General features: G+C 69.1%; 12 protein-coding genes and 2 pseudogenes. 9 read left to right on the top strand and 5 right to left on the bottom strand.

Features of this window, described 5'->3' with window-relative positions:
- Positions 1-28 precede the first annotated feature (28 nt).
- The 6 genes and pseudogenes from fxlM to ACWGJM_RS45035 all read left to right on the top strand — a co-directional run bounded on the left by fxlM (position 29) and on the right by ACWGJM_RS45035 (position 8,406).
- The gene (gene fxlM / locus ACWGJM_RS45060) at positions 29-2,074 is read left to right on the top strand and encodes a methyltransferase, FxLD system (protein WP_453417592.1); all 2,046 of its coding nucleotides are present in this window, start codon (positions 29-31) and stop codon (positions 2,072-2,074) included.
- Positions 2,075-2,078: 4 nt separating this feature from the next.
- A complete protein-coding gene (locus ACWGJM_RS45055; protein WP_453417591.1) occupies positions 2,079-3,191 on the top strand; it encodes a hypothetical protein in 1,113 nt (370 codons plus the stop codon).
- 235 nt (positions 3,192-3,426) lie between these two features.
- Positions 3,427-5,367: pseudogene (locus tag ACWGJM_RS45050) on the top strand (ATP-binding cassette domain-containing protein).
- 57 nt (positions 5,368-5,424) lie between these two features.
- Positions 5,425-6,771 (top strand): methyltransferase domain-containing protein, encoded by a 1,347-nt coding sequence (locus tag ACWGJM_RS45045; protein ID WP_453417590.1) that lies wholly within the window; start codon positions 5,425-5,427, stop codon positions 6,769-6,771.
- Positions 6,772-6,849: 78 nt separating this feature from the next.
- Positions 6,850-7,989, top strand: a complete 1,140-nt coding sequence (locus tag ACWGJM_RS45040; RefSeq protein ID WP_453417589.1) for an NUDIX hydrolase — start codon at positions 6,850-6,852, stop codon at positions 7,987-7,989.
- Between the two features lie 57 nt (positions 7,990-8,046).
- A complete protein-coding gene (locus ACWGJM_RS45035; RefSeq protein WP_453417588.1) occupies positions 8,047-8,406 on the top strand; it encodes a hypothetical protein in 360 nt (119 codons plus the stop codon).
- Here the strand turns inward: ACWGJM_RS45035 and ACWGJM_RS45030 are convergent.
- From ACWGJM_RS45030 to ACWGJM_RS45020, 3 genes and pseudogenes are all read right to left on the bottom strand, one after another.
- Positions 8,368-9,168: a hypothetical protein gene (locus ACWGJM_RS45030; protein WP_453417587.1), complete on the bottom strand. Its 801-nt coding sequence runs from the start codon at positions 9,166-9,168 to the stop codon at positions 8,368-8,370. The two genes, ACWGJM_RS45035 and ACWGJM_RS45030, sit on opposite strands and share 39 nt — an antisense overlap.
- 5 nt (positions 9,169-9,173) lie before the next feature.
- Positions 9,174-9,437 (bottom strand): hypothetical protein, encoded by a 264-nt coding sequence (locus ACWGJM_RS45025; RefSeq protein WP_453417586.1) that lies wholly within the window; start codon positions 9,435-9,437, stop codon positions 9,174-9,176.
- A 109-nt stretch (positions 9,438-9,546) separates the two neighbouring features.
- Positions 9,547-10,007: pseudogene (locus ACWGJM_RS45020) on the bottom strand (nSTAND1 domain-containing NTPase); the annotation flags it as partial.
- Positions 10,008-10,232: 225 nt separating this feature from the next.
- On the opposite strand from ACWGJM_RS45020, the gene ACWGJM_RS45015 reads away from it, so the two are divergent.
- The 3 genes from ACWGJM_RS45015 to ACWGJM_RS45005 all read left to right on the top strand — a co-directional run bounded on the left by ACWGJM_RS45015 (position 10,233) and on the right by ACWGJM_RS45005 (position 13,599).
- Positions 10,233-10,709 (top strand): hypothetical protein, encoded by a 477-nt coding sequence (locus tag ACWGJM_RS45015; RefSeq protein WP_453417585.1) that lies wholly within the window; start codon positions 10,233-10,235, stop codon positions 10,707-10,709.
- A gap of 194 nt (positions 10,710-10,903) precedes the next feature.
- Positions 10,904-11,752: a hypothetical protein gene (locus ACWGJM_RS45010; RefSeq protein WP_453417584.1), complete on the top strand. Its 849-nt coding sequence runs from the start codon at positions 10,904-10,906 to the stop codon at positions 11,750-11,752.
- Positions 11,753-12,594: 842 nt separating this feature from the next.
- Positions 12,595-13,599 (top strand): hypothetical protein, encoded by a 1,005-nt coding sequence (locus ACWGJM_RS45005; RefSeq protein ID WP_453417583.1) that lies wholly within the window; start codon positions 12,595-12,597, stop codon positions 13,597-13,599.
- A 128-nt stretch (positions 13,600-13,727) separates the two neighbouring features.
- Here ACWGJM_RS45005 and ACWGJM_RS45000 read toward each other — a convergent pair whose 3' ends face one another.
- Both ACWGJM_RS45000 and ACWGJM_RS44995 read right to left on the bottom strand, forming a co-directional pair.
- A complete protein-coding gene (locus ACWGJM_RS45000; RefSeq protein WP_453417582.1) occupies positions 13,728-13,868 on the bottom strand; it encodes a hypothetical protein in 141 nt (46 codons plus the stop codon).
- 107 nt (positions 13,869-13,975) lie between these two features.
- On the bottom strand, positions 13,976-14,479 hold the full coding sequence (locus ACWGJM_RS44995; RefSeq protein WP_453417611.1) for a type I-E CRISPR-associated protein Cas6/Cse3/CasE: 504 nt from the start codon (positions 14,477-14,479) through the stop codon (positions 13,976-13,978).
- Between the last annotated feature and the right edge of the window lie 35 nt (positions 14,480-14,514).

The following is a 14,514-nucleotide window of genomic DNA, read 5'->3' as shown; positions in this document are numbered from 1 at the left end:
CCCGACGCCTTGCAAGGAGTTTCTGCCTATGACCTTCGACGACGAGAACCTGCCGATCCCCCCGGACACGTCGTGGTGGCACGCCTCCGTGGCCTTCCCCGACCCGCACACGGACGCCGCCCGGGCCCTGGCGACCGCACTGTCCGGACGCCGCTTCCACTTCCTACGTAAAGACGCCGGCGTGCGCCTGCGCACCGAACAGCCCGCCACCGACGTGCTCGACCAGCTCGTCGCCGACCGCGCCATCACCAGCTGGACGGGCGGGATCTACGAGCCGGAGACCCACGCCTTCGGCGGTGCCGAGGGCATGGAAGTCGCGCACGACGTGTTCTGCGCCGACAGCCCGGCCGCTCTTGCCGAGACCGGCACTCCCGGTACCCGCGAGCGCAGCGTGATGCTGCTGTCCGCCTTGATCCGCGAGGCGGGACTGGACCCGTTCGAAACCGGAGACGTATGGGCCCGGTGGGCCGCCCTACGGCCCCCCGTCACCCCGCCACAGGGGCCCGCGCTGGAGAAAGCCGTCTCCGCGATGCGGCGACTGATGAACGCGGACGCGGCCCTGCGCCCGGAGCCGGAGGCGGGCTGGGTCGAGCGCGTCGCCGCGTTCGAGGACGCTGGCCGCCGCCTGCGCCAGCTCACCGCCGACGGCCGACTGATACGTGGAATCCGGGGCGTCATCGCCCATCATGCGATCTTCGCGTTCAACCGCGCGGGCGTGCCTGCCGATGTGCAGGCCGCCACCGCGTGGCTCGGCCGTCACGTCGCCTTCTCCACCGGAGAAGGAGCTGACGTGTCTACCCGCAAGTCCGTATCCGCGGACCTTAGCCTCCCTCAAATGGAGACCCCGTTGACACCCGTAACCGAACCCAACCAGCTGCGCGAAGCTCTCGCCCAGCGGCTCGTCGACAGCGGCCACCTGCACAGCAAGGCGGCCATCGACGCGTTCCGTACCACCGACCGGCACGCGTTCCTGCCCGGCGTCGACCTGGAGAGCGCGTACAAGGAGGACGCGGTCCCGATCAAGCACGACGAGCACGGGGAGATGATCTCCTGCATCTCCGCGCCGTCCATCGTCGCCACCCAGCTCGAACAGCTCGGCGCCCAGCCCGGTCACAAGGTCCTGGAAGCCGGAGCCGCCACCGGCTACAACGCCGCTCTCCTCGGCAAGATCGTCTCCCCCGGCGGGCAGGTGTGGACCCTCGACGTCGACCAGGACCTCGTCGCCGGCGCGAGCAAGCACCTCGCCCAAGCCGGTGTCGACAACGCCACCGCGGTGATGGCTGACGGCGCGGCCGGGCTGCCCGAGCACGCCCCCTACGACCGGATCATCTTCACCGTCGGCGCTGGCGACGTCCCCGTGAAGATCCTTGACCAGCTCGTCCCCGGCGGGCGCCTGGTCCTGCCGATGCGCATCCGCGGCAGCATCTCCCGCTCCTTCGCCTTCGAACGCGACGGAGACACGTGGAAGACCGTCTCCTGCGAGATGGCCACCTTCATCCCGCTGCGCAAGGGCGTCTGCGACGACGTGTACACCCTCGTGCCGATGGCCGGCGAGGGCAACGTGCGCCTGGAGACGTTCAGCGAGCAGGACGTCGACCGCGAGGCCCTGCGCTCCGTCCTCGACGAGCAACAGACCAAGATCTACACCGGGGTGAAGTTCCGGCAGGGCTCGGCGTGGGAGTGGCTGTACCTGTACCTGGCCTGCGTACTGCCCAACGGACTGTCCCGGCTGCCGGGGCAGCGCCCCGGGTTCACCCCACACTTCGGGTGGGGTTCCATGGCCGCCCTCGACGGCGGGTCGCTGGCGTACCTGACCATCCGGGAGGGCGAGGACGAGCAGGGCCGGTACTGGGAGGTCGGCGTGATCGGCCACGGCGAGGGCGGCGCCGACCTCGCCGAGCGCGTCGTGAGCGAAATCCGCGCCTGGGACGCGACCGGCGGCAACGACGCCCCCGAACCGGGCTTCCGGATGGCCGTCGCCGACTCCCGTGACCGGCTGACGGCGGACGACCCGCGCTTCGTCGTCGACAAGCCCTACAGCCGACTGGTCGTCGACTGGGCGCGCAAGGGCTGAGCCCATGATCCCCGCGATAGCCAGCCGCATCCCCCTGGTCCGCCGCACCAAGGCACCCGCTCTCCCCTTGGAGGAGCGCATCAACCACCTCACCGGGCTGACCGTCGCGCCCGCAGGTACGAGCCACCACGACCTGGTGGCCCGCGCCTGCGGGGTCCTCAACTACGCCGCGCTCATCGCCTCCGACGTCGGCCTGCCCGACCTAGCCGAGGATCTGTGCTGGCGCCAGCACCAGGTCTTCGCCAACGCCGGACGCCTCAGCGGACGGGTCGCCGTCATGTCGCTGATGCCGCTCGTCAACCTCTCCCGGCTGCAGACTCGCGCCGGCCACGGTGAACTCGCTTACGGCTTGTTGTACTGCCTCAACGAGGCTGCCCGACATCGGAACAAGACCGACATCGACGGCCGCTCGGTCGACCTGTCTGCTCTGACCGGCACGGACGAGGACCACCGCACGGTGTGCCAGGAGCTGTACGTCACCCTGCTCGTAGACGGCGCCCGCGCCCTCGCCCGCATCGGGCGGTGGACCGAGGCCGCCGACGCCATGGCCCAGCACCGCGGCATCGGCCACCGGCTCCTCGACGGCCGCCAGATCAAGATCATGGCCCTGATGGAGCAGGGCCTGGACCAGCAAGCCCGCGACCTGATCGACACCACCCAGCCCGCAGAGGCCTGGGAGAGAGCCATCGCCCTCCTCCTGCACGCCCACTGCCGGCCCGCAGACGCCCCCGTCCCCGAACCCGACCTCGACCGCACCATGGAAGAAGCCGTCCAGCTCCTTGCCCACCCCGATCCGCCGACCGCCGCCTTCCAGACCCGGACGGGCCTGTCAGCCCTGGAACTGGACCGCACCGGACGTCATGCCGCCCGCGTACTCGACTCCCTCGTCAGCGTCGCCCGACTCGACGCCTACGCCGCACGAGACGCACTGCACCACCCCGTCACCGCGTCCGCCCTGGACAACCGGGCGACAGACGCGCTCCACGCGGTGATCGCCGCGGCCGGACTGGGATCCGACGTCCTGTCCGCCCACCACCACGAGGCTCTGACGGGCGCGGTCGGCCGCGCCCAGACAGAGCTGGAAAGGCTGCTGCAGGCCGAACCAGATCCCCGCTAGGAGCGAGAGGACCCGGGATGCCCCGCCGTACTGCCCACGCTGTTTGGCGGTGTCGGCGTTTCGGCCATTTCCTGCCCACAGCCGCTCCAGGCCAGACCGGGGATCCCGCGCCCGCGGGGTCCGCTGACGCAGGAAATAGCGGGCTCCCCAGCACGACCGAATGACGTGTGTTCGATATCGCAGCCGCGTCGTTAGACCTCACGACTCTGCCGCAGCGACCGTCCTAGGGGGAACGATGACCTCGGCCATTACGCAGGACCAGCCGCCGCAACCGCCCAAGGGGAGCGCGCCGGACCAAGAACCGCAGGAGGCCAGTGTTCGAGAGGAGGAATACCTCTACCGCGACGAGTCACGGCTCCAGGCCGGCTCCCTGCTGACCTCCCGCACCATGGCGCGGCGCCTTCCCTCACTTGTGCGGCGCTCAGTGCAGATGGCCTGACGCGTGGACCGCGGCGCGACCATCGGCCTGCTGGTGTGCCAGATCGGGACCGGCGTCCTCGCGGCCCTTGGCCTCCTGGCCGTCACGGGCACGATCACCGCGCTGATCTCCTCGGGCGACATCACCGAGCGGCTGCGGGACGCCGCCCCGCAGCTGGCCGTGATCGCCGCCGCCACCGGCCTGCGCGCGCTGTTGGGCATCACCGTCGTCTGGCTGACCGGCCGTCTGCGCCCGGTGCTCGGCCGGGCCGCGGAGCTGACGATGATCGAGGCCGCGCTCGGCGCGGAACTCGCCGCCAACAACAAGCCCGGCTACAACGACGCCTACGACATCGCCGACCGCGGCGCCCAGGTCACCCCCGACCTCGTCGAAGAAGCGCAGGACGTCCTTGCGGCGACCGCCACGCTCACGGCCGGCGCCACCGTCCTGACCGTCCTGCACCCACTGCTCCTTCCCCTTCTCTTCCTCGCGTGCCTGCCGCAAGCCGCCGCCTACATCCGCTCCGCACGCGTGCTCTACCTCGCCGCCCTGGAGACCTCCGGGCGGCGCCGGATGCTGGGCAAACTGCGCTGGCACATGGCCTACATGGAATCCAGCGAGGAGATGCGCGCCTGCCTGGCCGGTCCTTTCCTGATCGGCCGCTATCGGAAGCTGGCCGCCTCGGTCAACGCGGCCGAACGCAAGGCCGCAAACACCGGTGCCTGGATGGGACTGGCGGGAGCCGTGGCCGGCGGGATCGCCTCGACCGCGGTGTGGGCGGCGCTGCTGTGGCTCCTGGCCTCCGGTCGGATGAGCCTGGCGGCCGGCGGCGGCGCCGTCTTCGCCCTCCAGACCGCCACCGGCTCGGTGCGCGGCATCATCAACGGCGGGGCCCGCCTGGTGCGCACCGGTTGGTACGTGCAGGACTGGCAGAACTTCCTCGACAACGCCCACGGCCAGGCCATGACTGACTCCCGCGGAACCGCGCCGGTACTCGCGGCCCCGGAGCGCTTCGAGGTCCGCGACGTCACCTACCGCTACGACGGCGCCCCGAAGGACAGCCTGAGCGGCGTCTCCCTGCACGTGCGGCGCGGCGAGATCGTGGCGCTGGTCGGGGAGAACGGCTCCGGTAAGACGACCCTCTCCCGCCTGCTGTGCGGGCTGCTGCTGCCCACCGAAGGCGACGTGGCCTGGGACCACACCTCAACAGCGGACCTGGACCCGTGGGGGGCATGGGAGCACGTCGCGCTGGTCCCGCAGAAATTCACCTACCTGCCGCTGACGATGCGCGACAACATCACCTTCGGGCAGGGCGACACCAGCGACGCGGCCCTGCTCGCCGCGTGCGAGGCGTCCGGCGCCTCGGAGATGCTGCCGGGACTCCGCTCCGGCCTGAACACCCTCCTGACCAGCGAGTGGTTCGGCGGGCAGCAGCTCTCCGGCGGGCAGTGGCAGCGCCTGGTCCTCACCCGCGCCTTCCACCGGCAGGTGGCACTGCTGGTGATGGATGAACCCACGGCCGCCCTCGACGCCCGCGCAGAGCACCGGATTTTCGCCGGCCTACAGGAACTGGCCAAGGACCGCGCCATCCTGCTGATCACGCACCGGCTCACCAACGTGGCCGTCGCCGACCGGATCGTGGTCCTGGACGAAGGGCGGATTGTCCAGGAGGGCACCTACGCCCAGCTCACCCAGGAGCCAGGTCTCTTCCGGACGCTGTGGGAGCTGCAGCGCCGGATGAGCGGCGATACCCCCTGATCACCCCGCCCGCGCGAGGCCACCGTTTTGCCAGGCAGAGACACCGGGCCGCTCCCGATGCTCCCTTCGATCCACGTCCGAACCCGCCCAACCAGCCCCGGAAGGAATGCCGTGACGACTCCACCGGCTACCGAAGTCAGCGACGCGAGCGAGCTTCGCCACCAGCTCGTCGAGCAACTCCGCGCCGACAACCACATCCGCACCGCCGCTGTCGAGCGCGCCTTCCGCACCGTGCCCCGGCACGTCTTCGCTCCCGACGTCGCTGCGGAAGCCGCGTACGCCAACGACATCATCCCCACCCGCCACGCGCCCGACGGCCGGGTGATCAGCTCCGTCTCCGCGCCGTGGCTGCAAGACGACATGCTCGAAGCCACACGCATGCGGCCTGGCCACCGTGTGCTCGAGATCGGCTCCGGCGGCTACAACGCCGCCCTCATGGCCGAACTCGTCGGCCCGGCCGGCCACGTCACCACCCTCGACATCGACCCCGCTGTCACCGACCGAACCACCCGCTTCCTCACCGAGAACGGATACGACCACGTCCGCGTCGTCACCGCCGACGCCGAGCACCTGCCCACCGGTGTGGTTCCGGACGGCGGCTTCGACGCCGTCGTGGTCACCGTCGACACCTGGGACCTGCCCTGGATCGACGCCCTGGCCGAAGGCGGCCGTCTCATCGCACCGTTGCGTCTGCACGGCTACCACTGGGCCATCGGCTTCACCAAAGATGAGGGCACGGCACAGCGACGAGCCGCTCATCGTCTGCGGCTTCGTCGCCATGCAGGGCGACGGCGCCTGGCAGACGAACCGCCGCACCGTCCCGGGCACCGGCGTCCACCTGTCCTGGGAAGACGGCACCCCGCTGCCCGTCGACCAACTCGCCCCAGCCCTCGCCCACGAGCCGACCGTCACCCACACCGATATCACCGTCCGCGGTCAGGAACCCTTCGACCTCCTCACCCTCTACCTCGCCGGCGCCCTACCCGGCTTCTGCCGCCTGGAGGTCGACCCCGACGGCGACAACGGAGTCCTGAACCCGCCGCCCCGCCATTGGCCCGGCGCCGCGATCGTCCGCGGGTCCTCCCTCGCCCGGCTGGCCACCGAACGCATCGGCGACGGGGGCGACGGCAAGGGCCTGTACGAATTCATCGTCCACGGCTATGGCGACCAAGGACATCTCGCCGCGCAGGAGATGGCCGAGCAGGTCAAGCACTGGCAGCGCAATCACCGCGGCCCCGCTGCCCGCTCATCACCGCCCGCCCGGCAGCCGGCTGTGCCCCGGCGGGCGCGGACCACGAACCGCACGTGTTCGCCAAGAAGCACACCCGTATCACCGTTGACTGGCCGATCGTTCCCAGCAGCACTGCCCTGCTCACCGCCCCTGAAGGCGGCAGCGCCGGATGAACGACGGTGCCCCCTGACCACCGCTCGCCGGTCCTCGCTGCACACTCGCCCGTCCACCTTCTCGGAAGGCAGAACTGCGTGGCCTCTCCCGTCTCCCCTTCGGATCACGTCACACCGCGTGCCGCTCTGCCCGCAGCGCAGTACGCCGCATCCCGGCATGCGGCATGGCTCGGCGCCGCCGCGATCATCACCGACCAGGTCGGCCGGGTCCTGCTGGTGCACCCCACCTACCGCAAGGACGACTCGTGGCTGCTGCCCGGAGGCGTCGTCGAACCCGGCGAACACCCGCACATCACCTGCCGGCGCGAGATCACCGAGGAACTGGGCCTGGCAGACCTGCCTCTGTCGGCTGTGCTCGCCGTCCACTCCTTCTCCCCGCACCACCCCGACCTTCAGCCCGGCACGCACTGCCCCGGAGAAGTCCGGTTCGTCTTCGACGGGGGGACCCTCACCCCCGACCAGGTAGCGGCGATCCGCCTGCCGCGCGAGGAACTGTCCGAGTACTCCTTCCTGGAGACCCGGGACGCGGTGCAGCGGCTGCGCCCCGTGGACGGGCAGATCATGCTCGCCGCCTACCGAGCCCGGCTCGGGAACACCGCCACCGCTCACCTCGCCGACGGCCGACACATCCTCGGCGTCCCGGCGCTGGACCGCCATGACGTCCACGTACGCTACCGGCCCTTGTGGGACAGCCCTCTCCACCGCGGCCCCGTCCCCGAGCGGCTCCCCGTGCAGCAAGCCTGGGCGTGGTGCTTCGTCCCCGACGGCCGGGTCGTCCTCGTGGCCGACCCCGGCCCGCGGGGCGCGCTGCCGATGCTGCCCGGAGGCACCGTGGAAACGACCGACGCGACGCCCGAGGTCACCCTGCACCGCGAAGCCGCCGAGGAAGCCCAGCTCACCCTGGCCGATCCGGTGCGACTTGGCTGGGTGCTGGACGAGACCGGCGAGGTCTACGGTGGCGTGGGGCCCAACGCCCGGCTCCGCCTGGCCGCCCGGGTCACCGCCATCGGGCCGGCGGCCGTCGACCCCGCCACCGGCCACCCCTTCGCCCGCCTGCTCGCCACCCCCGCCCAGGCCGCCGCCCTGCTGGGATGGGGCCCGCCAGGAGCGCGGCAAGCCCAACTCGCGGTGGAGACGGCACGAGAGCGATGGGGCCTGCCCACCGCTCGCACCGCCGCCATCGAGGAGGTCCCTGCGGAGGGGATGCGGCTGAGCTGACACGAACGACCGCCCCGCCTCGACTCGTTCCGCTCCACGCCCCTCTGAGGTAGCCCCATGCCGTTGTCGCACGACCACATCCGCACCACCGTCGAGACCTACCTCGCTCGCCACCCTCAGGAGCGCGAGCAGCTCGGCGGCCTCCTGGACGCCCTCGACCGGCCCACCGATATCGGCAGCCGCTCCACCTTCACCGGACACGTCACCTGCGGGGCGATCACCCGGCGGCCGGGCACGGTGCCATACCGGCAGGCGGTGCCGGACAGTCCGTACGAGGCGCTCGCCGCCCGCCTGGACGACGGCCGGGTCATCGTCGTCACCCAGCCCACCGGCAGGCCGGTGCCCGACCTCGTGTCGTACGCCCGCGAAGTCCCCGCCTCACGCGAACAGCCCGGCTTGCCGCTTCGCCGCCCCTGACCAGCACTTCAGCGCTACGGTTATCCGTAGATCGGCCCTGGTGCCGCCCTCCCCCCGTGGGGCGGCACCAGGGCCGTCTGCGTACCTCACCATTTCGCTCAGGGCTTGGCGGGCCCTCTCGGCGTCCTTGTGCGCCAGCAGCCTCCGGATGTCGTGCAGGGGATAGGCGTCGGGAAGGTCGTTCAGGTGCCGGCTGGTCGCGGCTTCGTTGAGTACGTTCGCCCAGTCGCCGAAGCCCGGGCCGCTGCGCCCGCCGGCGAGCTTGTCCCGGATTGCTGCCACGGAGCCCAAGGTGATCTGCCTCGCGTGGGTGAGGGCGAGGACGAGCTGGGCGACGTAGCACAGCAGTTCCTCGGCGGTATCCAGGATCGCGGCGCAGGCGGCCTGGGCGTCGCCGGCACTGATCCGGGCCTCGGTCTCACGCCAGCGGTAGGCGACCGGATAGGGGAAGCGGGTGCGGACGCTGTGGCCGAGATCGTCGAGCAGTGAGGCTGCTTCGACGCGTAGACGCAGTGCGCGGCCGGAGTCGATGATGCGGGCGCGTGCCCGGGCCGCGGTCTTCTCCAGGAAGACGAATTCGATCACCGAGTCCGCCTCCTGTTCCCATCGTTTGAACTGCCGCTTGGCGGCCGTCAGTTCGTCGAGGGCCTTGGTCAGTGCCTCGTCGGGCTGCGGAACTGGCAGCTTGAACAGTGCTTCCATGGTGGCGTTGGCCAGTCGTGGTCCGGCCAGTGTCAGGGCAAGCGGGGTGCGCAGGAACATGGTGATCAGGGGGCCCGTGGCCTAGAGAGCGGCTTGGCGGGCCGCAGGACCACCACATTGTCAGATGCGGCGGCGGGGAGGTGCTCGTAGGTGACCTCGGCAGTGAAGAAGCCGTGCGGGGGCATCGTGACCGGGGCGATGAGGCGGAGGATCACCAGGTCTCCCGGGGCGAGTTGCAGATCTGCAGGGATGCTCGCCCACACGGTTTCCTCCGACGGCGTGGCGATGGTGCCGTCCCTGCCTATGTCACGCGGCCGGATCATGCGCACCGCGCTGGGATCCTTCGGTGACGTCAGCTGATCGCCCTTCTTCAGGGCTGCCTCGCTGAAAGCGGTGCGGTGGAATGTGAAGAGATCACCGAGTTCGTTGACGGCGCCGAAGCCCTGCCCTCAGCAGAGAGGACTTGCCGCTCCCGGAAGCCCCGACGACAGCGACCAGACGGTGGACATACACTCGCTCGGCAAGCTGAGCCACCAACTCATCCCGGCCGAAGAACAGCTCAGCGTCGGCGGGTTCGAAGCGGGCCAGCCCACGGTAGGGGGCCTGCGTATCGTCGCCGTACTGCGGCTCGGCGGCCACTCCCCTGGCCGCCGCATGCCAGCGTTGTTCCCACTCTGAGGCATCCACACCGCAAGCTCGCGCATACGCCAGTACCACCGCCAGGGACGGCAACCGCTCCCCCGACGCCGCCCGCGACAGCGTCGCCACCGAATAGCCCGCGCGCTGTGCCATGGCCCGGTAAGTCAGAGCCCCCGCTTCCGACGCAGCTTGCGCAGCTCGAAAGCGAACGACTGAACCGGACCCGCCGCAGGATCCAGTTGGCGTTCACGACGGCCCATCCCCGCCTCGCCTCCCCCGGTCAGTACAACCTGGCGAGCCTCAACCTACGCATGGCCGTCAAGCCGCTACAAGCATGCTGACCTGCGACTTTCGGTCAATCCACCGAAGGCCGAAGCTCCTTGCGGATTTTGTTGCACGTCATGGAACGGGGGTGCGCAACAACGCGTCGCCTCGAAACCCTGGTGCGTGGCCACTCGTACACCTCGACCAGGAAGGACCATCACGTGGAGTGGAAGAAGCAGGCTGCGCGCATCGGCGTCTCCGGTGCGGCAATCCTGGCCCTCGGTATGTCGGCGTTTCCCGCGCACGCTGGAGGAGTGAACATCTCCAGCTGGCCGACGAAGCGTTGCAACACCGTCAACTGGTTCTGCCTGTACTACTACACGGGCGCTCAGGGGGCCGGCTGGGGTTACCCGCACGCTGATGCCAACGTCCATGACCTCGGCAACTACCGCTTCCCGAGCAACGACGGCGCGGGGAGCGGTCAGGTCATCCGCAACAACGCCGAATCTGCCGAGGATGCCTCCGACTGCAATGTCGGGATCTGGGAGTATCCCAACTTCAACAACTACCAGTTCACCAGCGGGAACTACGACGTCCTGAGCCACTGGAGGGGCGGCAATCTGGGCCAGCTAAGCAACGACGAGGCCTCGATCGCGGTCTGGGACTCGACCTACTGCCCCGGCAGGGGCGAGGGCTGATCTCGACCGGTGGGGTGCCGCGCTGACGCGGCACCCCACCGCTACCGCTTCTACCTACACCTCAGGGAGTTGCTGTGACACGTGCCCCTGGCCTCGGCTGGAAGACAGTGCCGGCCGCACTGGTCGCCCTGGGAGTCCTCAGCGCCTGCTCGGCGTCCCAGGAACACCGTTACGAGCCACCCACCGCTACGCCCGTGGTCTTCGACACCGCCAGGCTTCACCTTCCCGTCGAAACGTACATGCTGACCCCATACGAGACCGTCGAGTACGACCACCTGAGCCACTTGCTGCTCGGCGACTGCATGCAGCGTTTCGGCTTCGACTATCCCGTGGCCCCGCTGCCCGGGCGCAACAGCACGGCCGTGCTGGGCTATACGATCCTCTATCGCAGGTACGGCCTGACGGACGATGCCGAGGCTCGCACGTGGGGTTACCACCGACCACGTCAGACTCCCAGTACCCGCTCCCGCGGAGCGACCGCAACCGGCAAGAAACTCATGGACTACCCACCGGCCGCCAGACTTGTCCTGCTGGGTGCCGCGTCCACAGCACACAAGGTCGTACAGACACCCTCCGGTGAGCGCACGGTGCCGCCGGGGGGCTGTGCAGGCGAGGCGTACCGCCGGCTGGAAAGTTCCTCCGCCAGCCCGCAGGGCCCAGGATCCGAGCCGGGCGGGCTGGTATCGCGGATCAAGCGGAAGAGTTTCGCGGACTCGATGCATGACTCCCGGGTGACCACCGTATTCCACGCCTGGGCTTCTTGCATGAAGTCACACGGCTATGAGGTGCGGTCCCCTCTTCAGGTCACCGCCGGCCTGGCCTCGATCCGCTCCCCCGCGCCGAGTGCTGAAGAGATCTCCCGTGCCGTGGCCGACACCGCATGCAAGAAAGACACCAATCTCGCCGGCGTCTGGTACGCCGTCGAATCCGACTACCAAAAGGCGGCCATCACAGAGAACCGCTCAGCCCTTGCCGCCATCAAGAACAAAGTCAAGGCCCAGGCAGCCGTCATCAGCCGACTGGCCAACAGCCGACACCCCTGACAGGACGCCAGCAGGAGGTGAGAAGCAGTTGTCGTGGACCGCTCTCGCAGACCGGAATCCGAGCAAGGCCGCCCGACCGTGGTGGTCGACGGCGAGGTAGAGCAGGCGCGCGGAGCTCGCCGCCGACAAGCTCGCCGTGCTCGCCGGCCTTGGGCCGCGGCGTACGGCCTTCGCGCAGGTCAGCCGGACCGTACTACGCGAAGTGCCGCTTCCGGCTTGGGGTACTACCGTCTGAAGCATCCGCCACGGTGCAACCCTCTGTCCGGCTGTTGCGGGGCGCGGAAGAGCTCAATCCGGGCCCCGGGGTTGTCGTGCGGAGGCCCCGGGCTCGTTGCGTGCCCGGATCGGATCAGGAGGGGTCGGTGGGGCCGATGGCGCCGCGGGAACGGTTGCGCGCCCAGCGCTTGAGGTCACCGACGCGGTAGAGGAGTTCGGCGCCCCGCTTGTCGACCGACGCCGGGAAGTCCGGGTCATTGGCGCGAGCCCAGCGCAGCGCAGCAAGCGTGAGCTGCGGCAGGTGCTCCTGCTGGGCTGTGCGCAGCCCGACGACGGCGTCGTCCGGCGCTGGGAGCGCGGCGGGCGGCGGCTCGGGGGCCGGTGCCTCTGGAGTGGCGTTGGCCGGTGAGGGCGGTTGCCACTGTTCCCACAGCGGTGGTCCCGATGATGGGCGGGGACGTCTTGGGGGTGGCCGTCGCGGCGCTCACGGTGGAGTACCAGGTGGGCGGTATGTGGCCGTGACTGTGGTTGGACGATTGGGCCGTGCACGTCGCATACAAATCTTGGTGCGGCAAGATCCGCATGCCGTCACACTCTCAATGACATGACGATCCACTGGAGTTGTAATGGCGCAGCCTCTTGATCCGCTGACAGTTCAGCGGCTCGCGTATGTCCGGTACCTGTACCGCGAGGGGGTCGAGCAGAGTGGGCAGCCTTCGCCACTGCGCTCCCGGGCGATCACCTCCTTCCACGACGCGGTGGAAAACTTCATCGGCCTTGCTGCGCAGCATCTGGGCGTAGAGCTGAAGAAGAACGCGGAGTTCCTCAGCTATTGGGAAGCGATCAAGCCGGTCTTTGAGCTCCCCAAAAAAGATCAGATGAAGCGCCTCAACGACGCCCGCGTCGCTCTCAAGCACAACGGAACCTTCCCGTCTGCGCATCAGATCGAGCAGGCCCGTGAGACCGTTGTCGACTTCTTCACCACAGTCACCCCCAAGATCTTCGGCATCGAGCTCGATACCGTCGACATGGTCGACCTGCTGACTCAGCATGAGGTCAAGCAGTTGCTGCGCGATGCGCAAACGCATGCCGACATCGGCGACTACGTCCAAGCCATGGCCGGCCTCAGTCTGGCGTTCGAGGCGCTGCTCACCAACTACCAGCGCGGTGAAGGGTCAACCAGATGGTCAGCCTTCAACTTCGGCGAGAAGCTGTCGCCTTTCGATGAGCCTCGCGTGGAGGGCGGGGGCACTCGTCTCCAGCGGCTCAAGAAGCTCGGCAGCTTCATGGAAATTACCCAGAACACGCTGATGGCCATCAGTCTCGGCATCGACTATCCGAGCATGGCTCGCTTCCACATCCTGACTCCCAAGGTGCACACCTTCGGAAACGGCCGCAAGAGCTACACCGTCGGAAAGGACCTGGAGGAGGTGACATCCGACGACTACGACTGGGCGCGGCACTTCGTCATCGAATCGGGCCTGCGCGCGGCAAAGGCGGATGATCTCCAGGCCATGAAGAAGAAGGCGTGGGAGGCCAACAGGAAGGCCGAGGAGCCCCCGAATGAGCGTTCATGGACCGGGCCCGTCGACCCCGAGGACAGGAGCGTAACCGTCTTCGATGTCCTGTGACGTCGGTGGCCTGAGCGCGCAACGGTGATGACGCCCGCTCGGGTTGCCACCTCTCCCCAAACGGATGGAGGCGCTATCCGCGTTCGGGGATGCGGCGGACATAGCCGAGCTCAGGCCGAACAGCACGGTTACCCCGCCCAGACGATGTCCAGGACGTACAGGTGCTCGTGCGCGCGGTTGATCCAGTACTGGACCGTCAGCGGTCCGACGCTGCCCTGACGCAGGTCCTCGCCCTCGACGTCGGAGGGGTCCCACTGGGGCCAGCACATCGCCGACCGGATGACCGACGCCGGACCACCCCCACGTCCCGCGCAACGTAGACCCTTCGCCCCGTCAGGTGCGGCAGCCGGAAAAGGGTCGGCATCCGACTACTGCTTTACGCGGGAGCGAGGCTGAGGAGGCCGGCACCGAAGGCGCGTGCGTGTCCGATGCCGGTGAGGATCGCGACGCGTAGTGCTTCAGGGTCTGTGATCGTGGCGTCTCCTTCGAACACGGTGATGGCGTGCCGGTGCCTGGTACGGCCTGTGCCGCTAGGGCGGGTGACGTCGTTGGACGTATTGCTGTTCCGGACGACGGTGTGAACGTCCAAGCCGCTGCGGGCGGCGCGGGTGTACCACCAGTCGTCTGCGGCGTTGCCGGACAGGACACGGCGGGCGGAGGGTAGCCGGTCCAGGCCCAATCGCTCCTGGGCCTTCTTCCGGTCCATGAGGGTGCCGTACTGAACGACGGGGTTGGCGGCGATTCGGTACGGGACCGGCCGCCCGACAGTGAGCCGGTCCAGGAGAGGGCTGAGGTCCTTGGTAACGGTGTGGGCGTACTTAGACGCCGTCTCATTTGGAGCGCTGGGTATTCTGCACCGCGTGGTGATGGTCGAGCGCATGGTGCCAGACGAATTGTGGGAGCTGTTCCAGCGGG

It is taken from the genome of Streptomyces sp. NPDC054834 (genome assembly GCF_053611185.1).
Note: the sequence above shows the minus strand (reverse complement) of the source record. Positions and strands in the feature narration are given on the sequence as shown.